Origin of the sequence: Kocuria sp. p3-SID1428 (assembly GCF_025149945.1) — a bacterium.
Taxonomy (GTDB): Bacteria; Actinomycetota; Actinomycetes; order Actinomycetales; family Micrococcaceae; genus Kocuria.
Window position 1 is genome coordinate 72,158 of sequence record NZ_JALXVH010000004.1, and the last position, 23,408, is coordinate 95,565.

Annotated in this window: 21 protein-coding genes and 2 pseudogenes; 10 read left to right on the forward strand and 13 right to left on the reverse strand. The window is 70.2% G+C overall.

Annotation, left to right across the window (positions count from 1 at the left end; all coding sequences use genetic code 11):
- Positions 1-26: 26 nt before the first annotated feature.
- From M3E84_RS01885 to M3E84_RS01895, 3 genes are all read left to right on the forward strand, one after another.
- Entirely contained in the window at positions 27-1,358 is a 1,332-nt protein-coding gene (locus tag M3E84_RS01885) for an APC family permease (RefSeq protein ID WP_062736978.1), read from the forward strand.
- Between the two features lie 64 nt (positions 1,359-1,422).
- Positions 1,423-2,190, forward strand: coding sequence for a potassium channel family protein (locus M3E84_RS01890; RefSeq protein WP_259894320.1), 768 nt, complete (start codon positions 1,423-1,425; stop codon positions 2,188-2,190).
- Entirely contained in the window at positions 2,154-2,297 is a 144-nt protein-coding gene (locus tag M3E84_RS01895; protein WP_259894321.1) for a hypothetical protein, read from the forward strand. Before M3E84_RS01890 ends, M3E84_RS01895 begins: the two co-directional genes overlap by 37 nt.
- 55 nt (positions 2,298-2,352) lie before the next feature.
- Here M3E84_RS01895 and M3E84_RS01900 read toward each other — a convergent pair whose 3' ends face one another.
- The 10 genes and pseudogenes from M3E84_RS01900 to M3E84_RS01945 all read right to left on the reverse strand — a co-directional run.
- Complete coding sequence (locus tag M3E84_RS01900) at positions 2,353-3,774, reverse strand: NADH-quinone oxidoreductase subunit N (RefSeq protein WP_259894322.1); 1,422 nt, start codon at positions 3,772-3,774, stop codon at positions 2,353-2,355.
- A gap of 15 nt (positions 3,775-3,789) precedes the next feature.
- Complete coding sequence (locus M3E84_RS01905; RefSeq protein ID WP_259894323.1) at positions 3,790-5,280, reverse strand: NuoM family protein; 1,491 nt, start codon at positions 5,278-5,280, stop codon at positions 3,790-3,792.
- 2 nt (positions 5,281-5,282) lie between these two features.
- Complete coding sequence (locus tag M3E84_RS01910; protein WP_259894324.1) at positions 5,283-7,193, reverse strand: proton-conducting transporter membrane subunit; 1,911 nt, start codon at positions 7,191-7,193, stop codon at positions 5,283-5,285.
- Positions 7,190-7,492: an NADH-quinone oxidoreductase subunit K gene (locus tag M3E84_RS01915; protein ID WP_010534530.1), complete on the reverse strand. Its 303-nt coding sequence runs from the start codon at positions 7,490-7,492 to the stop codon at positions 7,190-7,192. Before M3E84_RS01915 ends, M3E84_RS01910 begins: the two co-directional genes overlap by 4 nt.
- On the reverse strand, positions 7,489-8,052 hold the full coding sequence (locus M3E84_RS01920; protein ID WP_062735583.1) for an NADH-quinone oxidoreductase subunit J: 564 nt from the start codon (positions 8,050-8,052) through the stop codon (positions 7,489-7,491). The genes M3E84_RS01915 and M3E84_RS01920 overlap by 4 nt, the downstream gene beginning before the upstream one ends.
- Before the next feature lie 3 nt (positions 8,053-8,055).
- Complete coding sequence (locus M3E84_RS01925; protein WP_075868081.1) at positions 8,056-8,991, reverse strand: NADH-quinone oxidoreductase subunit H; 936 nt, start codon at positions 8,989-8,991, stop codon at positions 8,056-8,058.
- A complete protein-coding gene (locus tag M3E84_RS01930; protein ID WP_259894325.1) occupies positions 8,984-10,138 on the reverse strand; it encodes a hypothetical protein in 1,155 nt (384 codons plus the stop codon). Before M3E84_RS01930 ends, M3E84_RS01925 begins: the two co-directional genes overlap by 8 nt.
- Positions 10,129-10,473, reverse strand: coding sequence for an NADH-quinone oxidoreductase subunit A (locus tag M3E84_RS01935; protein ID WP_047691301.1), 345 nt, complete (start codon positions 10,471-10,473; stop codon positions 10,129-10,131). Before M3E84_RS01935 ends, M3E84_RS01930 begins: the two co-directional genes overlap by 10 nt.
- A 103-nt stretch (positions 10,474-10,576) precedes the next feature.
- Positions 10,577-10,780 carry a DUF305 domain-containing protein gene (locus tag M3E84_RS01940; protein WP_259894339.1) on the reverse strand — a complete coding sequence of 68 codons (204 nt, stop codon included), beginning with the start codon at positions 10,778-10,780 and terminating at the stop codon, positions 10,577-10,579.
- 34 nt (positions 10,781-10,814) lie between these two features.
- A pseudogene (locus M3E84_RS01945) lies at positions 10,815-11,090 on the reverse strand (integrase core domain-containing protein); the annotation flags it as partial.
- A 66-nt stretch (positions 11,091-11,156) separates the two neighbouring features.
- Between M3E84_RS01945 and M3E84_RS01950 the strand changes: the two are divergent.
- Positions 11,157-11,363, forward strand: a pseudogene (locus tag M3E84_RS01950) (transposase); the annotation flags it as partial.
- Between the two features lie 17 nt (positions 11,364-11,380).
- Here the strand turns inward: M3E84_RS01950 and M3E84_RS01955 are convergent.
- Positions 11,381-12,538, reverse strand: a complete 1,158-nt coding sequence (locus tag M3E84_RS01955; protein ID WP_259894326.1) for an IS30 family transposase — start codon at positions 12,536-12,538, stop codon at positions 11,381-11,383.
- 58 nt (positions 12,539-12,596) lie between these two features.
- Here M3E84_RS01955 and M3E84_RS01960 point away from each other — a divergent pair, with 58 nt between their 5' ends.
- The gene (locus M3E84_RS01960) at positions 12,597-12,884 is read left to right on the forward strand and encodes a hypothetical protein (protein ID WP_259894327.1); all 288 of its coding nucleotides are present in this window, start codon (positions 12,597-12,599) and stop codon (positions 12,882-12,884) included.
- A gap of 210 nt (positions 12,885-13,094) precedes the next feature.
- The gene (locus M3E84_RS01965) at positions 13,095-14,066 is read left to right on the forward strand and encodes a hypothetical protein (RefSeq protein WP_259894328.1); all 972 of its coding nucleotides are present in this window, start codon (positions 13,095-13,097) and stop codon (positions 14,064-14,066) included.
- On the opposite strand, the gene M3E84_RS01970 is transcribed toward M3E84_RS01965, so the two are convergent.
- Positions 14,045-14,368, reverse strand: coding sequence for a hypothetical protein (locus M3E84_RS01970; protein ID WP_259894329.1), 324 nt, complete (start codon positions 14,366-14,368; stop codon positions 14,045-14,047). The two genes, M3E84_RS01965 and M3E84_RS01970, sit on opposite strands and share 22 nt — an antisense overlap.
- A gap of 900 nt (positions 14,369-15,268) precedes the next feature.
- Between M3E84_RS01970 and M3E84_RS01975 the strand changes: the two genes are divergently transcribed.
- The 3 genes from M3E84_RS01975 to M3E84_RS01985 all read left to right on the forward strand — a co-directional run bounded on the left by M3E84_RS01975 (position 15,269) and on the right by M3E84_RS01985 (position 18,610).
- Positions 15,269-15,469 carry a tyrosine-type recombinase/integrase gene (locus M3E84_RS01975; RefSeq protein WP_311200412.1) on the forward strand — a complete coding sequence of 67 codons (201 nt, stop codon included), beginning with the start codon at positions 15,269-15,271 and terminating at the stop codon, positions 15,467-15,469.
- A 314-nt stretch (positions 15,470-15,783) separates the two neighbouring features.
- On the forward strand, positions 15,784-17,502 hold the full coding sequence (locus tag M3E84_RS01980) for a hypothetical protein (protein ID WP_259894330.1): 1,719 nt from the start codon (positions 15,784-15,786) through the stop codon (positions 17,500-17,502).
- A 166-nt stretch (positions 17,503-17,668) separates the two neighbouring features.
- Positions 17,669-18,610, forward strand: a complete 942-nt coding sequence (locus M3E84_RS01985; protein ID WP_259894331.1) for a LysM peptidoglycan-binding domain-containing protein — start codon at positions 17,669-17,671, stop codon at positions 18,608-18,610.
- Between the two features lie 167 nt (positions 18,611-18,777).
- Here M3E84_RS01985 and M3E84_RS01990 read toward each other — a convergent pair whose 3' ends face one another.
- Complete coding sequence (locus tag M3E84_RS01990; protein ID WP_259894332.1) at positions 18,778-19,413, reverse strand: hypothetical protein; 636 nt, start codon at positions 19,411-19,413, stop codon at positions 18,778-18,780.
- A gap of 140 nt (positions 19,414-19,553) precedes the next feature.
- On the opposite strand from M3E84_RS01990, the gene mobF reads away from it, so the two are divergent.
- Positions 19,554-23,156: a MobF family relaxase gene (mobF, locus tag M3E84_RS01995; RefSeq protein WP_259894333.1), complete on the forward strand. Its 3,603-nt coding sequence runs from the start codon at positions 19,554-19,556 to the stop codon at positions 23,154-23,156.
- Positions 23,157-23,408: the final 252 nt, after the last annotated feature.

Genomic DNA, 23,408 nt, shown 5'->3' on the forward strand with positions numbered 1-23,408 from the left:
CCGGCAGGAAGGACGTGCACCTCCTCATGGACCACGACACGCAGACGCAGCAGAAACTCTCCCTGACCGGTTCCGTCGCCGTCGGGACGGGGGTGATGATCGGCGCGGGCATCTTCGCCCTCGTGGGGCAGGTCGCCGAACTGGCCGGCGGCTGGGTGCCCTGGGCGTTCCTCGCCGGCGCCGTGGTCGTGGCGTTCAGCTCCTACTCCTACATCCGCTACTCGGCCACCAACCCGTCCTCCGGCGGGATCGCGATGCTGCTCAAGGCCGCCTACGGCCCGGGGGTTCTCGCCGGGTCCTTCTCCCTGTTCATGTACGTGTCGATGATCCTGGCCGAGTCCCTGCTGGGCCGCACCTTCGCCTCCTACCTGCTGCGCCCCTTCGGCCTGCAGGGCTCCGAGGTGTGGGTGGCGGTACTGGCGGTGGTGGCGATCGTGGCCGCCGCCCTGGTCAACCTGGTGGGCAACCGATGGGTGGAGCGCTCCGCCACGGTGACCGCGGCGCTCAAGATCGTCGGGATCGCCGTGCTGGCGATCGCCGGCATCCTCGCCGCCGGGGTGTCCTCCCTGGGCCGGCTGTTCACCGCCGCCGACCGCACCCCGCCGGAGACGGGATGGCTGGGCTTCCTGGCCGGGACCACCCTGTGCATCCTGGCGTACAAGGGCTTCACCACGATCACCAACCAGGGCGCCGACCTGCAGCAGCCGGAGCGCAACATCGGCCGCTCCATCATGATCTCCCTCGCCCTGTGCACCGTGCTCTACCTGCTGATCACCGTCGCGGTGACCGGCAGCCTGACCGTGCCGCAGATCGTCGAGGCCCGGGACTACGCCCTGGCCGAGGCGGCCGAGCCGATGTTCGGCGCCTGGGGCGTGACGCTGACCGTGGTGATCGCCGTGGTCGCGACCCTGTCGGGGCTCATCGCGAGCCTGTTCTCGGTCTCGAAGCTCTACGACATGCTCCGCGACATGGGCCAGGCCCCCGGGCTGCCGGGGAAGGAGGGCCACCAGTCCCTCTACATCACGGCGGGACTGGCCATCGTCATGGCGGCCTTCTTCGACCTGTCCCAGATCGCCTCCCTCGGCGCCATCCTGTACCTGGCCATGGACATCGCCATCCACCTCGGCATCCTCCGCCACCTCAAGGACGACGTCGGGGCCAAACCGTGGATCCCCTGGGTCGCGATCGCCCTCGACGTCGCGGTGCTCGTGCCGTTCGTGCTGCTGAAATCCCAGTCGGACCCGTTCACCCTGGTGATCACCGCCGTGGTGGCCCTGGTCATCGTCGTGGCGCAGTGGTTCACCGTGCGGCACCGCTCCGACGAGGACGCGCGGCAGGGCGAGCACGAACAGCACTGAGGACCGGTGAGCCGCCCCGGAACCCGGGGACCGGAAGAACAAGAACCAACGACGGAGGTCGATCATGGACGTACTGCTGACAGTTCTGGGGATCGTGGTCATCGTGGCCGGGCTGATGGACATGTTCCACACCCTGTTGCACCCCAGCGGTCAGGGACGTCTGAGCCGGCTGGTGCTCTCCACGGTGTGGAGGGTCTCGAAGGTCACCGGTCACCGGGCCGGCTCCGCGGTGGGGCCGGCGGCGATGGTGGCCGTGGTGCTCCTCTGGGTGGTGCTGCAAGCAGCGGGGTGGGCGCTGATCTACTACCCGCACGTCCCGGGCGGGTTCATGTACTCCTCCGGCATCGACGCGGCCGCCTACCCGGACGCGGTCGAGGCCGTCTACGTCTCCGTGGTGACGCTGTCGACGCTGGGCTACGGGGACGTGGTGGCCACCGACCCGTGGATCCGGGTCGCTTCCCCGTTCGAGGCCTTGACCGGGTTCGCTCTGTTGACCGCGGCGCTGACGTGGTTCACGCAGATCTATCCTCCCCTGATGCGGCGCCGGGCGCTGGCCCTGGAAATCAAGGGCCTGGCCGACGCCGACTATGCCGAGACGATCGGGGAGGTCGAGCCGGCCATCGCCTCCCGGGTCCTGGATTCCCTGCAGGCGGATCTCACGAAGATCTCCGTGGACTTCACCCAGCACACCGAGGGCTTCTACTTCCAGGAGAGCAACCCCGACCTGTCCCTGGCCCGCCAGCTGCCGTATGCGCTGCGGCTCCGTGATGCGGCCATGGCCCGTCCGAACCGGCGGTGCGGCCGAGCGCCCAGCGGCTGTCCTCGGCCCTGAACCAGCCCGGGTCCGAGATCAAGGACGACTTCGTGGGCACCGGGGAGCACCCCGGTGAGGTCTTCGCCGCCTATGCGGCCGAGCACCGCCAGACCACCCGGGCCTGAGTTCGCCCCTCTCGGCGTTTCACACGGGCGGTCCGGGGCGCGGAGGTCGCCGCACCTACATGACCACGGGGCCCTCGAGGGCAGCCCACAGGACACCGGCCAGGACACCCAGCACCAGGCTCGCGACCGCGGCGACCCCGGCGGTGACGGCCGGCCAGGCGGCCGCCCCGCCGCGACCGGGGAACCCCGCCGTGTGCTGGTCCGGGCGGGCGAAGACGGGGGCGAACCAGCGCAGGTAGTAGAAGAGGCTGAGCACGCTGTTGAGCATCACCACCAGCACCAGCCAACCGTGCCCACCGTCCCAGGCGGCGGTGGCGGTGGTGAGCTTGCCGACGAACACGGCCAGCGGCGGGGTGCCCACCAGCCCCAGCAGCGCCACCAGCAGGGCCAGCCCCAGCCCGGGACGGGCCCGTGCAAGGCCCCGGTAGTCGGCCAGCTCCCGGTGCTCGGGCAGTGCGGCGGTGACGGCGAAGGCGGCGACGTTGGTGACGGCGTAGGCGGCGAGGTAGAACAGCAGCGAGGGCAGGGCCAGGTCGCTGCGCCCGGCCGCGGCCACGGGCACGAGCAGGAACCCGACCTGGGCCACCGTCGACCACCCCAGCAGCCGGCGGGGGTCGGTCTGCCAGTAGGCCGCGAGGTTGCCCAGGACCATCGAGGCGGTGGCCAGCAGCGCCGCGACGAGCAGCCAGGAGCCGTCCCCGGCGGAGACCGTGGCCACGAGCCGGTACACGGCCACCAGCGCCCCCACCTTGGGCACGGTGGTGAGGAACGTGGCGGCGGTGGCCCCGGTGCCCTGGGCGGCGTCGGGAACCCAGAAGTGGAAGGGCACCCCACCGGCCTTGAAGAGCAGCCCGGCGAGCACGCCCAGCACGCCCGCGCCCACGGCCGCGGCCGGGGCGGCGGGCAGCTCCTCCTGGAGCAGGGCGTAGTCGGTGCCGCCGGCCAGGGCGTAGAGCACGGTGACCCCGAGCATGAGCAGGATCCCGGACAGCGCCCCCATGAGATAGGTCTTCATGGCGGCCTCGGCCCCGGCGCGGCCGCCGGTGAGGCCGACGATCCCGTACAGGGGGATGCTGGCCAGCAGGAACCCCACGATCAGCACGAGCAGGTCGGTGGACCCGGCCAGGACCATCACCCCGGTGGTGGCCAGGAGCAGCAGCGCGTACGTGTCCGACTCCCGCGGGGACCCGGCGATCTCCCCGGAGGCCACCCCCAGCACCAGCAGGGTGGTCAAGGCGGCGATCACCCGGGCGGCACCGGTGGCGGTGTCCACGGTGAAGGTGCCGCTGAAGGCGCTCTGCGCGGGTCCGGCCATGGCGAGGGCCGCGGCGGTCGCGGCACCCAGCAGGGCCAGGGCTGCGGCTGCGCGGGCGATCCACTGGCGTCGCCGGGGCAGGAACGATCCGCCCAGCAGCACCACCAGCGCGCCGAGGAAGACGAGGATCTCGGGCAGCAGCAGCTCGGGGCGCATCTGCATCGAGGTCTCCACCGGCTACCGTCCCACCAGGCTCACGAGGGCGGCCGAGGCCGGCTCGATCACCTCGAGCAGCACCCGGGGCAGCACGCCGATGAGCAGGGACAGCGCCAGCAGAGGACCGGCGGACCACAGCTCCTGCACCCGGAGGTCCTCGAACCCGGGGGTGTGCCCGGCCGCGGGGCCGGTGAAGACCCGCTGCAGCGCCCGCAGGAACAGGGCGGCGGTGACCAGGATGCCCAGCAGGGCAACCGCGGTGACCGGGGCGACCGCCACGCTGCCGGCGAAGATCTGGAACTCGGCGATGAACCCGGAGAACCCGGGCAGACCCAGGGAGGCGAAGGCCCCCACCGCGAACAGCGCCGCGTAGCGCGGGGCGGGGGCGGCCAGCCCGCCGTAGGAGCCCATGTCGTAGGAGCCGGCCCGGTCCTGCATCACCCCGGCGAACAGGAACAGGGCGGCGGTGATCAGCCCGTGGCTGACCATCTGCACCACCGCGCCGGTGACCGCCACGGACCGAGCCTGGGCGGCGTCCTCGGCGAGGACCCCGGCCGCGCCCAGGGCCAGGACGATGTAGCCCATGTGATTGACCGAGGTGTAGGCGATCATCCGCTTGAGATCCGTCTGGGCCAGGGCCACGAACGCCCCGTAGAGCACCGAGACGACGCCGACGGCCACGATCACCCAGGCCCACGCCCGCCAGGCCTCCGGCAGGATCGGCATGGCGATGCGCACGAACCCGTAGGTGCCCATCTTCAGCAGCACCCCCGCCAGCACGGCCGAGCCGATGGCCGGGGCGTCGGTGTGGGCCGGGGGGAGCCAGGTGTGGAAGGGCACGGTGGGGGTCTTCACGGCCAGGCCCACCAGGATCGCCGCGAGCACCAGCCCCCCGGTGAGCGGGTCGCCCGCCAGCGGCGCCGCGGCGACGAGCTCGGGGATGTCGAAGGTGTGCGGGGCCGCCGCCACGTAGAGCCCGATGAAGCCCAGCAGCAGGGCCAGGGAGCCCAGGAACGTGTAGAGGAAGAACTTCAGCGCCGACCGGGCCGCGCTGCCGTGGCCCCACCCGGCGATCACGAAGTACATGCCCACGATGGACAGGTCGAAGAAGACGAAGAACAGGATCAGGTCGGCCGCCACGAACACCCCGAGGCTCACGCCCTGCAGGAACAGGAACAGCGCCGCCTGCACGCGCGGCCGGTCCGCGTCCCGCAGGGCGTAGACGGCGCAGGCCAGGAACACCACGGCCGTCATGGCCAGCAGCGGCAGGGAGAGCCCGTCCACGCCCACGTGGTAGCTGCTGTTGACGCCGGGGATCCACGGCACCTGCTCCTCGAACGCCAGCCCGTTGGGACCCGGGTCCTCGTAGCCGGCCCACAGCACGCCCACAAGCAGCAGCTCCACGACGGACACCACCACCCACGCCCAGCGCGCGGCCGCGGGCCCGATCGCGGGCACAGCGGCCAGGACGGCGGCGGCCAGCAGGGGCAGGAAGACGATCAGACTGAGCATGCTCATCCCATCACGGCGTAGACGGACCAGGCCACGACGCCGACGGCGAGCACCGCGACGGCCTGGAGGAAGTACTGGTGGACGGCCCCGGTCTGCGGGGCCCGGGCCAGCCGCCCGGCCCGGCGAACCCGGCCGGCGAGGCCCTCGACGGCGCCGTCCAGCCCGGCGTCGTCGAGCCGGGCCGCACCCCGACCGGCCGCGTCGGCGGCGTGCGCCGTGGCGCCGACCCCGGCGTCGAGGACCCGGTCGTCGAACCGGGCCGCGGCCCGGGCCAGCACCGGGACGGCCCCGGCCGCGGCGGTCACGGCCCGGTCCAGGACGAGGTCGTCGAACCAGGTCAGGGCGTGTCCCAGGCCCAGCGCGGGGCGGACGACGACGGCGTGCGCGGCGGCCTCCAACCCCAGCCACCGCACGGCCCAGCCCGGCTCGGGGACGCGCACGCGCAGCATCAGCAGCAGGACGACCAGGGCGATCGCGGCCGAGACAACCAGCTTGACGGGCGCCACCGCGCCGTGCCCGCCCACCGCCTCGGCAAGGGCCCGGCTGACCGGGGGCAGGGCGAGCACCCCCAGCAGGGCCGCGCCGGCGGCGAGCACGACCAGCGGGGCCTGCTCCAGCACCCCCACCCGCCCGGTGCCACCGGCCTCCGCCTCCGCACGGGCACCGCGGCGCCAGATCGTCCACAGGACCTTGCCCGCGTAGGCCGCCGACAGGGCCGCCGCCACGAGCCCCGCGGCATAGAGCAGGCCCGAAACCTCGAGCGCCCCGGCGAGCACCGCGTCCTTGGTGGCCCACAGGGACAGCGGGGCGATCCCGGCCAGGGCCAGCGCCCCCACGGTGGCGGTCACGCCCACCACCCGCCACCGGCGGCCGGCCCCGCGCAGTGCGGTGAGCTCCTCGGTGCCCAGCGCGGTCAGCCACGCCCCGGCGGCCAGGAACAGCAGGGCCTTGGTGGAGGCGTGGGCCACCAGGTGGGCCGCGCCTCCGCTGACCGCGCCCACCCCGGCGGCCAGCACCACGAAGCCCAGCTGCGCCACCGTGGACGCCGCCAGCAGCTGCTTGAGCTCCCGCTGGGCCAGGGCCACGAACCCCATCAGCACCGCGGTGGCCACCCCGATCCACGCGGCGGCCGGGCCCGCCCACCCGGTGGAGGTCAGCAGCGGCTCCACGCGCAGCAGCAGGTAGCCGCCCATGGCCACCATCGCCGCGGAGTGCAGCAGTGCGCTCACCGGGCTGGGGCCCTGCATCGCCCCGGAGAGCCAGAACGAGAAGGGCAGCTGCGCGGCCTTGCCCAGGGCCGCCACGAGGATCCCGGCCGCGATCACGTGCCGCCACGGGTCCTCCGCCGCGGGCAGGGCGGACAGCGCCATCCCGGCGCCCCCGGCCAGGGCGGCCCCGGCGGCGACGTAGAGCCCCAGGTCCGCGGTGCGGGTGGTGACGAACGCCGTGAGCCCGGCCGAGACGCGGTCGGAGTCCCGCCACCAGAACCCGATCAGCGCGTAGGAGGTCGCGCCCATCAGCTCCCAGGCGAACAGCAGCGCCGGCAGGCTCGCGGCCGCGGCCGTGGCCAGGGCCGCGGCGGCGAAGAGCAGCATCAGCCCGTGGAACCGCGGCCGGCCCGCCCGGATGCTGCCGGCCGCGAAGACCAGCACCAGCAGCGTCACTCCCGCGACCATCGGGAGGGTGACTGCTGCGAGGGCGTCGACCTCCAGCGCGAAGTCGGCGCCGGCCACGAACGGGTAGGACAGGGCGGGCCGGGTCAGGGCGGCGACCGCCGCGAGGACCGTGGTCACCGCGGCGGTGAGCACCGCGACCGGGGCCGCGGCACGCTCCGCCCGGGTGAGGGCGAGCACCGCGCCCACGGTGGCCGGGAGCACCACCACCGCCAGCAGCACGGCCTGGGACGCGGTCATCGGGAGAGCTCCTCGGCCATGTCGGTCATGTCGGTCTGCCGCCTGCGGTGCAGCAGAGTGGCCACGGCGAAACCCATGGCCATCTCCACGGTCATGGCCGCCAGGACCACCAGCAGCAGCACCTGCCCGGAGGGGTCCGGGGCCAGGAACCACCAGAACCCCGCCGCGGCCAGGAGCACCCCGTTGATCATCAGCTCCAGGCCCATCATCACCATCACCACCACCTGCTGGGACAGGGCCCCGTAGAGCCCCACCGCGAACAGCGCGGCGGCCACGACCAGCACGGCTTCCAAGGTCATCGGCCCACACCCCCCGGCTGCGGGTCGTCGGCCGGGCGGCGGCGCAGGTCGTCACCGAGCCGGTCGTAGCGGGTGCGATGGGCGGCCAGGACCACCCCGGCCACGATGGTGGCCACCATGACCGGGCCCACCACCGCCATCACCAGCATCTTCTCGCCCATGATCTCCAGGCCCAGCGCACGCGTGAGGTCCTCCGGCGGGGCGCCGCGACGCTCCGGCCACGGGACCAGCAGCGCCCCGGCCGCCAGCAGCACGAAAACCCCGGCCGAGGCGCCGATCGCGGTCTTCTTCCCGTGGGTCATGTCCATGGGCATCAGCGCCGGGTTCATGCCCATGAACATCACCATGTAGACCGCCATCACCGCCATCTCCATCACCATCATGAGGATCGTGATGATCCCCAGATAGCTCTGGCCCAGCAGCAGGATCTGCACCCCCACGGCGATGAAGGACAGCGCCAGGGCATAGGTGGCCCGGGCCATGGAGTCCACCACGAACACGAGCGCCCCCGCGGCCACGGCCACCACGGCGAGCACCCAGAACACGATTCCGACCAGCACGGCTCAGCCCTTCCAGACGACGACGAGGGACACGACCAGGTCCTGGAGCACGGCGGCCGGGAGCAGGACCACCCAGCCGATCTCCATGAACCGGTCCGGGCGCAGCAGCGGGATCCTCCGCCGCAGCCACACGAGCACCGCGAGCACCAGCACGGTCTTCACCAGCACCCACGCCCAGCCGGGCAGGACGGGCCCGGCGCCCCCACCGAGGAAGAGCGGCACCGAGAAGGCGGCGCCGGCGGTCAGGAACAGGTAGCGCCCAGCCTGGAGGACGAGGCGGTCGACCCCCGAGAGCTCGGCCAGCACGCCGCCGCCGATGTCGGCAGCCAGCGCCGGGGCGAACGGGCCCCATACGGAGAAGCCGGTCACGCCGATGAGGAAGACGAGGAACGCCACCGGCATCCACACCACGAACCACACGCCGTCCTGGGCCGCGGCGACGTCCCCCACGGCCAGGCTGCCGGCGGCGATCGCCGGGGCCACCAGGGCGAACATCAGCGGCAGCTCGTAGGCCAGCCCGTGCGCCAGGAAGCGGTAGCCGCCCACCAGGCCGTGGGCGGAGTTCGCACCCCAGCCGGCCAGCCAGACCAGCGCCCAGACCATGACGTCCACGGTGTTGAACCACACGACGCCGACGTCCAGGTCCGCCAGCGTCCACTCCCCCAGCGGGAGCACCGCAATCATCAGGAACGCTCCGACCAGCATGCCCGCGCCACCGACCCGCCACAGCAGGGTGTCCGCGGCCACTGTGGTCCGGCGCCGCTGCCGCAGCAACCGCGCCGTACGGCCCAGCGGCGCGCCCCATCCACCGCCGGTGCCCTGCGCCCGGGCCGAGAGCGCCGCATCCAGAGCCACGGCGAAGAAGGCCAGCCCGCACAGGAGGATCCCCGCCAGCACGGCCCATCCGCCGGGGACGGTCGTCACCACGCTCTCAGCCATGCCCCACCTCCTGGACGGCAGGATGCGGATCGAGGCCCAGGCTCGCCACGGCCAGCCGCACGGAGGCCAGCTCCAGCCCGGTCACCAGCTCTGGCAGCACCGCCCACGGCACCGCGCCGTCCTCCACCGGGACCGGCACCGCGCCACCGGCCTCGGCCCGGATCCGTTCCACCCGGGACAGCAGCCGGTCGTGGGCGTCCCCGAGGCAGTGCCGCGGCAACCCGTGGTGCTCCAGAGCGGACGGGTCGAGCGGCAGCAGGCCTCGCAGCGACCAGCGGAGCAGCCGTGATCTCCGGATCGTCCGGTGCAGCCGCTCGGCGGCGGCCCGGGCGGCGCCCCGATCGCCGTGCAGGAGGGCGTCCCGGGCGCGGCGGGCGCCGGATGCCGCGTCCTCGGCCCCGGCCAGGGCCAGCAACGCCACGACCTGGTCGCACCACACCACCACCGCCGCCGGCGCGGGACCGGGACCCGGTCCGCCTGCTCCGGCGCCGTCGACCACGGAGGCTTCGGCGTCGACCACGACATCCCCCTGCAGGGAACAGTGCAGCACGAGCCCGGCCGGCCAGAACGGCAGCACGGGACCGAGCGGAAGGTGGAGCACGTCCATCTCCAGCCCGTCACGGTCCTCCCCGCCCCCGGCCAGGGCGATTCCCCCCGGGGCCATGTCCATCCCGCCGTGACCACTGTGGTCCATGCCGCCATGACCGCCATGACCGCCGTGGTCCATCTCGCCGTGGTCCATCTCGCCGTGGTCCATGCCCCCGTGGCCCCCATGATCCACGTCCTCGGGGATCTCGGGCTCCTGCGGCCGTTCCCGGGCGTCCGTCCGGTGGTGCGGGGTGTCGAGCAGGAGCGCTGCGGCGTCGTCGAGGGCTGGTCCCACCCCTCCCGGCGAGGTGATGTCGGCGCGGACGCGAGGACCGGGCATCTGCTCCCAGAGCCGGTCCACGAGCTCCGAGAGCTCGGGGCCGGGGACACCGCACACGGCGAGCACGTCCGCGTCGGCCGGTGTTGAGGCCGGCCGCCACCCGCGGCGGAGCAGCTGCTGCTCCAGTTCCATGCGCGCGTCCCAGTGTCCCGGGACCTCGACGACGAGGACCTGCGCGGCCCGAACCGCGAAGCGGGCGAGGAGTTCGTTCAGGCCCATCGGAAGGCTCCTTCCCGCCAGGCCCAGGCCACGGCGACGAGCAGGCCCCCGAGGAACAGGAACATCTCCACGACCGCGGAGATCCCCTTCTCGATCACGACCACCGCCCACGGGTACATGAAGAGCATCTCGACGTCGAAGGCCAGGAACACGATCGAGGCGAGGTACCAGCGGGCGTGGAACCGGGACAGCGCGTGCTCCTGGGGCATCCACCCGGACTGAGCGGGCAGCACCGTCAGCGGGTCGGCCGTGATCACTGCTGTGCGGTGCAGCGCGTAGAGGAGAACGACGACCGACATCGCCACCAGGGCCATGGCCACGATTCCGGAGTACACGATGGTCTCCCCTTTCGCACGGTCGGAACATGGAAGTCTGTCGTTGATCGGTGGGGCCACCCTAACGGGCGGCCCCACCGATCGCGCCGTTTCAGCTCGGTGATCAGGCGCGGCCGGCGAGCCAGGTGCGGAAGTCCGCGACCTGGGCCTGCTGGGTGGTGATCCCCGAGGTGGCCGCCACGCGCAGCTGCGGGTGCACGGCGCGAGACTGCGGCTCGAGGAACTCGATGATCCCGCTGTTGTGGTGTGGAATCATCTTCTGCACGAAAGCGACATCGAAGTCCTCACCGGCCTCAGCGGCCGACAGGGGACTGCCGCACGAACAGGTGACAGTTGGGGTTTCAGGCCGCGAGGTCCACGGCGGGGTTCATGATGGTCTCGTATTCGATGGGGGTCAATCGGCCCAGGCGGGCCTGTCGGCGACGGCGGTGGTAGGTACGTTCGATCCAGGTGATGATCGCGATCCGGAGCTCGTCGCGGGTCCGCCAACGCTTGCGGTCCAGGACGTTCTTCTGGAGCAGTGCGAAGAACGATTCCATCGCCGCGTTATCACCGGCAGCACCGACTTGGCCCATGGATCCGATGAGGTGATGCTGGTTCAGGGCGTGGACGAACTTGGGGCCTGACCCTTGTTCGTGGACACGCTGATTCCAGCATTGGCTGGGGAAGCGAGATTATGAACCATGGCCAGAAAGAACTACTCCGAGGAGTTCCGCCGGCAGGCGGTCGACCTGTATGAGTCGACTCCGGGAGCGACGCTCCGCGGTATCGCGGAGGACCTCGGGATCGTCCGGGGAACGCTGCGGCAGTGGCTGGAGACTCACGGGACCGGGAAGAAAACGGCGGCTGACGGCACGCTGACAGACAGCCCGTTGCGGTCCGCGCCGACGGCTTCCACATGGCGGATTCAAGCGGTGAGCGCAAGGAACTCTGCGAGCTTCTCTGATGGTGTCAGATAGCCCAATGTCTTCCGAGGGCGTCCGTTGAGACTGTCCTGGATCATGTCGAGTTCCCTGCGGCTAAGGCCGCTGAGGTCGGTGCCTTTGGGGAGGTACTGGCGCAGCAGGCCGTTGGTGTTCTCGTTGCTGCCGCGCTGCCAGGGCGAGTGAGGATCGCAGAAGTAGATCGGAATGCCCGTGGCGGTAGTGAACGCAGCATGCTTGGCCATCTCCGCGCCCTGGTCCCAGGTGATCGTTCGGGCCAAGGAAGACGGCAGCTTGCTGACCGCCTCGCGCATTGCTGCCTCGACCTGCTCGGCGCTCTTGCCATCGGGCAGGTGCAGCAGCAATGTCATCCGTGTCGAGCGCTCGACGAGCGTCCCGACAGCGCTGCGGCTGCCCTGACCAAGGATGAGGTCGCCCTCCCAATGCCCGGGCACTGCACGGTCGTCGGCTTCGGCAGGGCGCTGGCTGAGCATCACCATGCCGGGGATGCGGCCACGACCCTCGATGGCCCCGCGAGGCTTGCGAGCCGTCCTTCCGGACCGCAGGCACCGGGCCAGTTCACGGCGCAACTCGCCTCTGCCCTGCACGAACAGCGACTGGTAGATCGTCTCGTGGCTCACACGCATCTGCGGATCATCGGCATGATCCAACCGTAGGCGCACCGCGATCTCGTCGGGCGACCACAACTGCTCCAGCCGACTGGCGACCTCCTCGAGCAGTCGGCCGGGCCTGAGCTTGAACGGCTTCGGCCGACGAGTCTGCTGGCGGGCACGTTCATGTGCGCGCCAAGCCGAGTATTCGCAGCGACCCCCACCGCGCTTGACCTCACGGCTGACGGTCGACACCGCACGCCCCAGCTGCCCGGCGATCGCGGTGAATGTGTCGCCACGATTGATCCCCAGAAGGATCTGCTCGCGCTCATCGATCGTCAGGCAGCCCTGGCGTGGTTTCCAGCCGAGCGGTTTGGCATCAAGGTGCCTGCCGCTCCGGGCCATGACCCCGACCATCGGCGCGCTGCAGCCGATCTCCTTGGCGATATCGACCAGCCGCCAGCCCCTCGCGTGCAACCTGAGCGCCAGCTGCTTCTGCTCCCGGCTGAGATGACCGTGCTTGCCCTGCATCCGGATCCTCCTGTGGTCAGTGACTGTCCCATCTCACAGGAGATGTTGCGCTGACCGCTTGAATCCGCCCACCTATATCCGACGCCAGATCTCGCTGACCGTGGTGCTGGAGGCATCGCCGGACGCGCTGCAGGGCATGGACGCCGCAGAAGCCTCCACCATCACCAGGGAGAGCCCCGGCGATGTGGCCATGGAAGGTGTCATCGGCCTTGCAGCGGCCGCCGAGATGTACAGCTACGAGGAATACCGAGAGCTCGCCCTCCAGTCAGCACGAGGGATCCATCAGAGGCACAGCCGAAAGGGCACCACCGAGGCCCTGGGCGAGGAAGGCGAGACCGATGCCTAGGCCGCAGCTGCCCATCGGCACGTTGGGTGAGATCAGCACCACCGAGTTCGGGAAGCGCCGCGTGCGCGCCCGTGCCCGCTACCGGGATCTGACCGGCAAGACGCGGCAGCTCGAGGCCACGAGCACGAGCGCGACCGCGGCGCGGCGCGCTCTCGAGCGCACCTTCTCGCAGCGTATGGCCGCAGCCGGCGACCTCACATCACCCCGTCCATGCGGGTGGCCGCACTGGCCGAGGTGTGGGTGGCGGAGATCGCGCAGTCCTCGCGGCCGCCGCAGACGGTGGCGCAGTACCGGCGCACGGTGGAGACGGTGATCGTTCCGGGCGTCGGCGGGCTGACGCTGTGGGAGGCCACCACCGGACAGCTGGATCGCTTCTTGAAGGGCGTCGCGGCCGAGACACCCGGGCGGGCCAAGACGGCCAAGACGGTGCTGGCGCAGATGTTCGGGCTGGCCGCTCGCCATGATGCTGTGCGGGCCAACCCGGTGCCGGACACGCGGCTGCCGGGGCGCCAGCCCAAGGCGGTGCGGGCGCTGAGCGTGGAGGAGGTGCGGGCTCTGCGGCGCGGGCTGCGCGCCTACCTGGCACAGCCGGCCGCCCACGGGCCTGCCCGTGCGCAGGACCTCGCGGAGGTCGTGGACGTGGCCTTGGGGACGGGCGCCCGTGTGGGTGAGCTGCTGGCCCTGCGGTGGGCGGACGTAGACCTCGGGGCCTCCCCCGTGACGGTGACGATCAGCGGGACGGTGGTCCGCACGGAGGCCGGTCTGGTCCGACAGGGGCACGCCAAGACGGCGGCCGGGTTCCGCACGGTGTCCGTGCCGCGGTTCGCCGCTGATGTGCTGCTGCGTCGATCGGTGGAGGAGCTGCCGAACACCCGCGATCTGGTGTTCCCGTCGTCCACGGGGACGCTGCGGGAGGTGAACAACCTCGAGCGGCAGTGGCGTGACGCCAGGATCGGAGCACCTGCGCGGCTTCGACTGGGTCACCTGGCACACGTTCCGCAAGACGGTGGCCACGCTCGTGGATCGGTCCTCGGGCACGGAGGACGCGGCTGCGGTGCTGGGACACTCGGGCACGGCGGTGACCTCGAAGCACTACGTTCAGCGGGCGTCCGTGGCCCCGGATGTGTCGGCGGCGCTCGAAAGCCTCGGCGACTGATTCATCAACGGCCGGTGATTTTGTAGCCGCGCCCGTCAGGCATGGGTTCCACTCGTTGTGACGGGCTCTTCCAGTAGGCACCGAACCTCGCAAGGATCTCCTCGTCCGAGACCTGGCCGTCAGCGGGAGCCCAATCGTCAGGGACGGAGTGACCGTTGAAGGCCCCGCACCTGGCGCAGAAGAAAGATGCTTCCGCGGCCTTGGACGCGGGCTTGCGGATCGTGCCTCCGTTGACGGGGATGGTCCTCTCCCAGGTCTCCCTCTCCGAGTAGTCGAGGATGCGGAGGTAGTCGGCGGTCTGGCAGCTGCGGCATGTTGGCTCATCCATACAGTCAGCCTAGGACCAGACAGCCGAATCGAAAACGCGGGGAAAGCGTGGGATCCTGCTAGTTTCTGGTTCGGGGCGAGAACGGCCCCACTAGGCATCGTGCCTAGTGGGGCCCTCTATTCACTGCTCCCCCGACTGGACTCGAACCAGTAACCCTTCGATTATCCGCTCGCGCAACGGTGCATTCTCCTTGCAATGTCATGGGTTAGCCTCCAACAGCACATGCGGATACATTGATTTTGTGGGTGGGACTCCTCCCTGCAAGATCAATTCATGTGTGCATCTAAACAGTGGTCCCGGGACATCGATGACTTCTCCACCTGGCTCCGCGCAGCTGGCCAGGCAGAAGGAACGATCAGGCTCCGCCGCTGGGGCCTGCTGAAGCTCGCTGAGCACGCCGCCCCCGCAGGCCCTCGCGACATCACCGCAGACGTGCTCCACTCATGGGTCGCCAACCCGTCCTGGTCACCGAACAGCCGCAAGTCTGCGCGAGCCACGATTCGTCGTTTCTTCCAGTGGGAGAACGCAACGCAACGTCGCCCTGATGATCCAGCAGCGCTGCTACTTGGCGTGAAGATCCCGCCAGCAACCCCGCGCCCGACTCCAACTGAAACCGTCCGATCGGCCTTGGAGCGAGCAGAGACACCCCGACAGCGCCTGATGATCCTCCTCGCCACGTTCGGTGGCCTACGCCGTTCGGAGATCGCTCGCGTCCATGCGGACGACATCGAAGGCGACTTCCTCCTTGTGACTGGAAAGGGAGGGCGACGACGCTTCATCCCGATCCACCCAGTCCTTGCCCCTCACCTAGAGATCATCAAAACGCGCGGAGGCTGGGCCTTCCCAGGCCGCTTCACGGGTCACTGACACCCCGACCACGTCGGTAAGAACCTCTCCCGGCTGCTCGGTTCTGGGTGGACTGGGCACACCCTCCGCCACCGGTTCGCCACGACCGCCTACAGCGGCAGTCGAGACCTCAGGGCGGTGCAAGAACTGCTCGGGCACGCCTCCGTGGCCACAACGCAGATCTACGTCGGCCTCGACACAGAGTCCTTGACCCGCGCGGTCCGTCAGATTCCCCCGCTGGATTCGTCCTCGTGAACTCACCCCCGGGGCTACCGCCGCCCCGGACCCCGCTCCAGAGGCTCGGCCCCTGGACTCTCGTTCCGCCGACACCCAACGGTCGCTGCGCTCCCTTGGGCGCCGCCGGCGTGACGTGACGCCTGAACCTGAGCACGAGCCTCCGAGAACGATCGGCAGGTGCCACCGTGCCGTCTCGCTGTCCTCACCCAGGACTGATTAGCCCGCCGATCCCCCTAAGCGATCAGTTCGCTGCACTACAGACCCAGGCCGGCCTGCGATAAGGCGGGGAGGGCGCAGACGTCCTCGCTCATTCGCTTCAGGGGGGGGATCCTGTGACGACCACCATCACGCTCACTCCAACGCTGACGCTCAGCGTCGGTGACCGGCGGATGCCGCAGCAACGCGTCGACGACGTCTGGTCCGCGATCGCGCAGCACACCCGGGCGACCGATCGACCCGCGACCATCGCCGTCGCGGACGGCTCCGAGACGCTGCGTGTCTGGGAGCTGCGCCCGGACGGGTCCAGGACGCTGCTGGACAGCGCGCCCCCCGAGCCCGTCGACTTCCGGCTGCTGCTCTCACCGTGGACCATGACCGTCCCCCTCGACGACGGACCCGACGATCGCGAGGTCTCGACCCTGGCAGTCGCACTCAGCCAGGCCGAGGCTGCCGCTCGTGCCGGCAACGTCGAGATCATCCTCCAGACCATCGGCACCGATCACGACGACGCCAAGTCGATCGACCCCACGCCGACGGAGGACAACGTCGCCCAGCGAGACGTCGATGAGGACACCGAGGACCCCGACGACCTCATGGACGACCTCGTCGATGACGACGAGAACGCAGCCCAGGCCACGCGCAAGAAGCGTCGCAGTCTGGTGCTCGCAAGCAGCGCTGCCGCCGTGCTCGTGCTCGCCGGCCTCGGTCTCGGCGCCAACGCCATGCTCTCGAACGATGACCTTCAGCCCAACAGCGCGCCCGAGTCGCAGGAGCCCGAGAACTCGGCGACACCAACCGAGGAATCGTCGTCGCCGGCTCCGATCCAGAATCAGGCGATCTCTCCAGCCGGGTTCTCTGGCACCTCGACGTGGGAAGTCGTTGGTGCGACGGATCAGAGCACGGGAATGACGTCGGACGGTGAGCACATCGGCGCTGTCTCAGGCCGGACTCTCGACATCGTCCGCACCGACAACGGTGACCCCACCGGCTCCGTCACCCTCCCGGCGTCCCTCGACGGCAACGTCTACTCCCTGGAAGACGGGGCGCTGCTGCTGCCGGCTGAGGGACGAGTCATGACGTGGTCCAAGGACCACGGACTCGTCGACAACGAGATCGGCGAGGAGGGCCGCCTGGTCGTGCGCGGCAGCACCGCCTTCACCGTCCCCCAGCGCGACCATGTCCGCCCTGACGAGATCCAGGTCGTGACCGCCGATGGGTTCCAGACCCACAAGTCCCCGGGCTCATCCGCCTCTCCGATCGCCCCGGCCCACAATGCGGGGTTCCTGTGGGCCTCCAGCGCTGAAGGCGGCTCCCTCGTCCACGCCGACACCGACGGTGAGGAGCTGTCCTCGACCCGCCTGATCGGCCCCTCCGACGACGCCACGATCTCGCAGTGGCTCGGGGCGACTGACGACTTCGCAGCCGTCATCTGGTCCGACGGCGGCTCCGGCGGCGTGCTGGCGATCCATGACGCGGAAAACGGAAAGATCGTGGAGACCCACGACCTCCCCAGCGTGGGGAACAGCATGAGCGTGGTCCCCTCCGTCGACGGCAAGCAGCTGCTTGCCGGCACGACCCCGATCAACCTCCGCACCGCAGAGATCGGTTCCCCTGTCTCCGACCTGTCCACGAGCAACCGCGCCATCATCGCGGTTCCCGGTGGATGGATCGCTCAGCAGACCGATGGAACCTCCGTGCTCATCTCTCCCGGCGGTCAGACCCTTCCGGCGCCGTCGACCGCCGAGGACCTGCTCGGCCTCACCGACTCCGGCGACATCGTCGTCGACCATCGCGGCACCCTTGCCGCCTTCGCACCGGATTCCTCCGACTGAAAGGACCAGTGAGCATGCAGCCCATCCGACTTCCACCGCCTGCGTCGCGGTCATCACCGACGACCTGCCACACGCCGGCCTCCGAGATCATTCAGCTCGATCCCAAGGGGCCCATCCTTCCGACCATCACCACGACGACCATGACCACCGCAGAAGGAGCCCGGAAATGAACACCCGCATCCGCACTGTCCTCGCAGCCCTGACGATCACCCCCGTCATCGGCCTCACCGCCATCACGCCGGCCACCGCTGACGACTCGATCGACCTCCCCATCGACCCCGGGACCACCACGAAGCCGTCCGACCCGGTCGACTCCGGTCAGATCGACCCCGGACTCGAGGAGCCGGAGCCGGAGGCTTCCGTCGAGGAACCGGCACCGGAGCCGGAAGCACCTGCCGAAGATCCGGCGCCCGAGCCGGAAGCACCTGCCGAGCAGCCGGCACCGGAGCCTGAGGTTCCCGAGGCACCTGCCGAGGAGCCGGAGGCTCCCGTCGAGCAGCCGGCACCGGCACCGGAGCCTGAGGCTCCTGCCGCACAGCCCGCACCGGCACCCCAGCCGGCGGCACCCGTCGAGCAGCCGGCGCCCGCACCGGCGGCACCGGCGGCACCGGCGCCCGAGGAACCCGTCGAGCAGCCGGCACCGGTCGGACCCGTCGAGGCACCGGCACCGGCACCCGCTCCGGCGGCGGCACCGGAAAAGGCTGCGGCACCGGCAACTCCCGTCCTTCCGCAGCGTCATCCGGCACCGGCACCGGCACCGGAAACGGCTGCGGCGCCGGCACCGACGGCGCCCGCTCCGAGCGCCGGCACCGTTCCGTCGGCAGCACCGGTCACCGAGCCGGCACCGACGGAAGATCCTGCCGATGTGCCCCTGACCGACTTCCAGGCCAGTCTGTTCCAGAACGGTGTCGAGCGATCGGACATCCCCGACCACTACCTGTTCGGCCAGCAGGAGTACGTGATCATCTCCGGTGACACCCTCAGCGATCTCGCCGAGCACTACGACGTTCCGGGCGGCTGGCAGACCATCTGGCAGGACAATCGGGACATCATCACCGACCCTGACCTGATCTACCCCGGGCAGAAGATCCTCATCCGACTCAGCTGACCGACAGGCAGCTCCCATAGGCCCTCAGCCCCTCCAGGTAATCCCCCCCCCGCTGGAGGGGCTGAGTCATGCCCAGGCCACGAGGCCAGGACAGACCAGCCCCACACCCTGCAGGCAGGCTGGCCCCCAAGGGGGGGCCAGCCTGCCTGCACAAGATTCAAGACAAATCACTGCACACACGTCTGGCACCAAGGTGCACTGCCGTTGACATACGTCAACGGCACGCCGCGCGATAGGCCTCTATGAGCCCTTCCACGCACTGCGCCGTCTGCCGGGTCCGGTTGCCCGCAGACGCCCGCCCCAACCGCCGCTTCTGCTCCCTGCGCTGCCAGCAACGCGCCGCCGGACGCCGTCGGCGCGGCCAGCCAGAGTCCGACCCGCCCGCGACCGTGCGCCCTCTCGCTCCGGACTTCGAGCTGCGCAAGCGCGAGCGGCAGCTCGTCGGCAAGGAGCGCACGATCGCCCGGCTGCGTGCCGGGCGCGACGCTGACCGTCGCCGGATGCGTGAGCTGGAGGCCGAGGCCGCCTCCGAGAGACGTCGCGCTGAGCGGGCGATTACTTCCGTCGGAAAGGACCAGCACCGGCTGCGCGCCAAGAATGCCTCGCTCCAGGACCAGGTCATCGAGGCCCACGAGACCGTCCGGGAGCACGCTGCCGAGGTCCAGCGGCTGCGGCAGACCGTCCGGGAGATATCCCCCGAGCTGACGGCAGCGCGCGAGATTCGCCGGCAGTGGGAAGCCCTTGCCGTTCGCATCGCCCGGCAAGCCGCCGGTTCGAACGTGCCGCTTGCCGGTCTCGACCAAGAGGTCCTCACGACCTACCAGCGGCAACGGCAGGCCCCTGCCGCCGACCCGAAGCCAGCAACGGCAAAGACCCCGCCCCGCAAGAACCGACCTGCCGCTCGCCCGGCAGCCCGTCCTGGCAGCACCGGAAGGACCACCCGATGACCGTCTCTATCTCCAAGATGTCCGTCAGCTACTACATCGAGCAGGTCACCGTCGGCGACGCCGCCCCTGCCGGCACCGGCAGCCGCGACCTCACCCGCTACTACACCGAGGCCGGCGCACCTCCCGGACGCTGGATCGGTGCCGGCATCGCCGGACTCGGCATCGACCCCGGCACCCGCGTCACCTCCCGAGCAGCCCGCCGGCTCCTCGAGGACTCCGCTCACCCCGAAACCGGCGAACGACTCGGCAGAGCACCGATCGCCAAGCAGCAAGCTCCCGCCGGGGCGAAGACCGCTGCCGGCAAGGTCGCTAAGTCCGAGCGCGAATCCGTTGCCGGCTTCGATCTCACGTTCTCCGTGCCGAAGTCCGTCTCCGTGCTGTGGGCCATGGCCGATGACCAGACCAAGGCAGCAGTGCATGCCGCGCATCGCCGCGCGATCGACGACTCGCTGTCCTGGCTCGACGATCGAGTCATCCAGACCCGAGCCGGTCATGCCGGCGTCGCCAAGGTCGCCACCCGAGGGCTCATCGCCACCTCGTTCGACCATTGGGACTCCCGAGCCGGCGACCCCCAGCTGCACACCCACGTCGTGATCGCTAACAGGGTCCAGCGAGCCTCCGACGGCGCCTGGACCACCCTGGACTCCGTCGCCCTGCACAAGAACGTGGTGGCAGCCTCCGAGCGCTTCAACGGGATCCTGTTCGACGAACTCGCACGCACCCTCGGCACCCGAGCCGAAGTCCGTGGCGAACCGGCCCACGACCACGACGGCCTCACCGTCGCTGATCGGAACGCGCGCATCGAACTCGCCGGCGTCCCCGACGAACTCATCGACGCCTTCGCCTCCCGCTCTCGCGTGATCGAGGCCGAGAAGGACCGGCTGATCGCCAAGTGGGAGGCCGACCACGGGGCGGCACCCACCGGCCAGGACCTCCTCCGGATCCGACAGCAGGCCACGCTCTCGACCCGCACCGCCAAGGATCCCGACAGCCTCCGGTCCCTGGAGGAGAAGTCCAGCGACTGGCGTCTCCAGGCATCGGCCCTCGGGCACACCGCCCAGGACGTCGTCGCCGCTGCCACAGGCCACGAGCCCACCATCACCACAGCCTCCGATCCGCAGCCCGAGACTCTGGAGGAGATCGCCTCACGGGCAGTCACCGCCGTCGCGGCCCAGCGCACCAGCTTCACGCGCGCCAACGTCCACGCCGAGATCTCCCGTTCCCTGGCCGCTGTGCGCTGCCATAGCGCAGACGAACGCGATCGGCTCCTCGACGAACTCACCGATCAGGCCCTCGATCAGACCGTGCGCCTGACCCCCACCCGGTTCCAGCACTCCTCCGACGCGCAGCCCGGTCTCAGCTCTGGTCGAGATCACGCCTTCAACGACTCAGCCTCCTACGCGACCCAGGACCAGCTCTCCGCTGAGGAGCGCCTGATCACCGCTGCGACCAACACCGGGGCGCCCACCATCACCGATCGGCAGCGCGCCGAACAGATCCTCGATGCCGTCACCGTCGGAGACGGCCACTCCCTGGCCCCCGACCAGCGCGAGGCAGCGCTGCGCCTGGCGACCGCAGACCAGTCCCTGTCCGCGCTCATCGGCCCCGCCGGAACCGGCAAGACCACCTGCCTCTCCGCGCTGCGGCAGGTCTGGGAGGACGAACACGGTCCCGGCAGCATCGTCGGCCTCGCACCCTCCGCCGTAGCCGCCTCCGTCCTCGGCAAAGAGATCGATGTCCCCACCGACAACGTCGTCAAGTGGCTCTGGGAATCCGAAGGCCCCGGAGCAGCCCGCCGCCACGAGAAGATCACCGCCACCCGACAGCAGATGACCCACTTGCTCGACGAGCTGCCGGGCGCCCCCACCGCACAGCAGCAGCGCACGCTACGCCGGCTCAACGCCACCCTGACCGAGCTGGAGACCACCCAGGACCGCTACCAGATGCGCCCCGGCCAGATGGTCATCGTCGACGAGGCTTCCATGGCCGGCACCCACTCCCTCGATCGACTGCGCGCACAGGCTGAGACCGCCGGAGCCCGCATCGTCGCCGTCGGAGACCCGTCCCAGCTCGGAGCCATCGAGGCCGGCGGCACCCTCGGCTGGATCGAGCGCCACCAGGACCAGCCCAACGTCACCGCAGCCACCCTCGAATCCGTCTGGCGCTTCAAGAACGACTGGGAAGCCTCCAACTCCCTCGCTCTGCGCCAAGGCGACCACGACGCCATCGACCCGCTGCTCGACCACGACCGCATCACCCAGGTCGACGAGCCCGAAGCCGTCGAAGCCACCGCTTTCGATCAGTGGGCCGAAGCCCGCACCCAAGGCAGTGCGCTGCTGCTGTCGGCCTCCCAGGAATCCGTCGACCGCCTCAACCTCCAGGCCCAAGACCTACTGCGCAGCACCAAGGAGATCGACCACACCACCACCGTCGCTCTCTCCGGAGCCTCCGTAGCCGGGCTCGGCGACCGCATCCTTACCCGCCGAAATGAACGCCTGGTGCTCGACGACCAGGGCGACTTCATCAAGAACGGCGACCTCCTGACCGTCACCGCCCTCAACGACGACGGCACACTCGAAGCCGCGCGAGACAACGGCGCGACCGTCCACCTGCCGCATGCTGTCCTCGAGAACACCCAGCTCGGGTACGCCTCCACCGCCCACCGGGCCCAGGGGGTCACCGTCGACCGCGCGATCACCGCTGTCGACCCGAACCAGACCTCGCGAGAGACGTTCTACGTCTCCATGACGCGCGGCAAGCACTCGAACACTGCCGTGCTGCCCCCTCCGGCACCGGATGACGAGTCGCCCGACCCCTGGCAGCTGCTCCACCGCTTCACCCCGCAGACGGCCAAGGACCAGCTCTCCCGCGTCCTAGATCGCACCGACACGGAGCTGACCGCCCACGAGATCCGCGACCACGCCCACGGCTGGGACAACGACCTGACCCGCCTCACCGACGAACTGCGCTACACCGGTCAGGCCATCGCCACCCGACAGACCGTCCAATGGATCCGCGACGCCCACGGCTCCGAGACCGCAGATGCATGGGCCAACTCCGAGCACTGGCCCGCCATCGTCAACGCCGTCGCCGCCGGTCGCGACCTCCCCACCGAAGTTCCTGACGCACCACGCGAAGCCCTCTCCGCTCTCCAAGCACACCCCGCCGGCACCGATGCCCAACGCATCCACGGCTCGCTGCGACTGCCTACTCCGGAGACTCCGGATGAGGCCGCCACCGTTCAACAGCTCGTCACGAAGATCGACGACCGGCTCGCAACGCTGCGGACCCAGACCGTCGATGAGCCCTGGCGGCTCACCCTCAATCACCACCCCTCCGAGACTGTCGACTCCGTCCTGCTCGCCAGGCAGATCAGCGGCTGGGAAGACCCCACCAAGCCGCTGCCAGACACACGCCCCAAGGACCAACGAGCAGCGGAGGCCTACGACTCAGCCCGAGCACTCCTCGACGCGCCGGTCACCCCAGCACCCGCCGAAGACCCCCACAGCCGCGCCACGCCGACAGGAGATTCACAGCAAAAAATCTTCGCCTCAAATACGAGACAGAATTCCACCCCCGAGGGCCCGAGCGCCGTTTGAACCCTCCACCCGCCGCGTCGGGTCGCGTAACGCATCCCCAACCCGGAGGGGACTACGTCACCTCACATATATTCACAGCGGCGAGAAAGGATCTCTCTATACCGCCTTCCAATGACAACCCCCGCGTCGATATTCTCGGAAATACCCCTGTCCTGGACAATCCCGACAATTGGGGTGCGTGGCCATGATCACCGCCACCATCATCGCTTTCCTGATCTACACGCTCATCAGCAGCATCGCTCGTCGTGGCAC

Coding starts and splice junctions, on each gene's coding strand:
- M3E84_RS01890 (WP_259894320.1), top strand. CDS start 1,423: ATGGACGTACTGCTGACAGTTCTGGGGATCGTGGTCATCGTGGCCGGG.
- M3E84_RS01905 (WP_259894323.1), bottom strand. CDS start 5,280: ATGCTCAGTCTGATCGTCTTCCTGCCCCTGCTGGCCGCCGCCGTCCTG.
- M3E84_RS01965 (WP_259894328.1), top strand. CDS start 13,095: ATGCGGGTGGCCGCACTGGCCGAGGTGTGGGTGGCGGAGATCGCGCAG.
- M3E84_RS01900 (WP_259894322.1), bottom strand. CDS start 3,774: ATGCAGATGCGCCCCGAGCTGCTGCTGCCCGAGATCCTCGTCTTCCTC.
- M3E84_RS01915 (WP_010534530.1), bottom strand. CDS start 7,492: ATGACCTTGGAAGCCGTGCTGGTCGTGGCCGCCGCGCTGTTCGCGGTG.
- M3E84_RS01925 (WP_075868081.1), bottom strand. CDS start 8,991: ATGGCTGAGAGCGTGGTGACGACCGTCCCCGGCGGATGGGCCGTGCTG.
- mobF (WP_259894333.1), top strand. CDS start 19,554: ATGACCGTCTCTATCTCCAAGATGTCCGTCAGCTACTACATCGAGCAG.
- M3E84_RS01985 (WP_259894331.1), top strand. CDS start 17,669: ATGAACACCCGCATCCGCACTGTCCTCGCAGCCCTGACGATCACCCCC.
- M3E84_RS01955 (WP_259894326.1), bottom strand. CDS start 12,538: ATGCAGGGCAAGCACGGTCATCTCAGCCGGGAGCAGAAGCAGCTGGCG.
- M3E84_RS01885 (WP_062736978.1), top strand. CDS start 27: ATGGACCACGACACGCAGACGCAGCAGAAACTCTCCCTGACCGGTTCC.
- M3E84_RS01930 (WP_259894325.1), bottom strand. CDS start 10,138: ATGGGCCTGAACGAACTCCTCGCCCGCTTCGCGGTTCGGGCCGCGCAG.
- M3E84_RS01910 (WP_259894324.1), bottom strand. CDS start 7,193: ATGACCGCGTCCCAGGCCGTGCTGCTGGCGGTGGTGGTGCTCCCGGCC.
- M3E84_RS01970 (WP_259894329.1), bottom strand. CDS start 14,368: ATGGATGAGCCAACATGCCGCAGCTGCCAGACCGCCGACTACCTCCGC.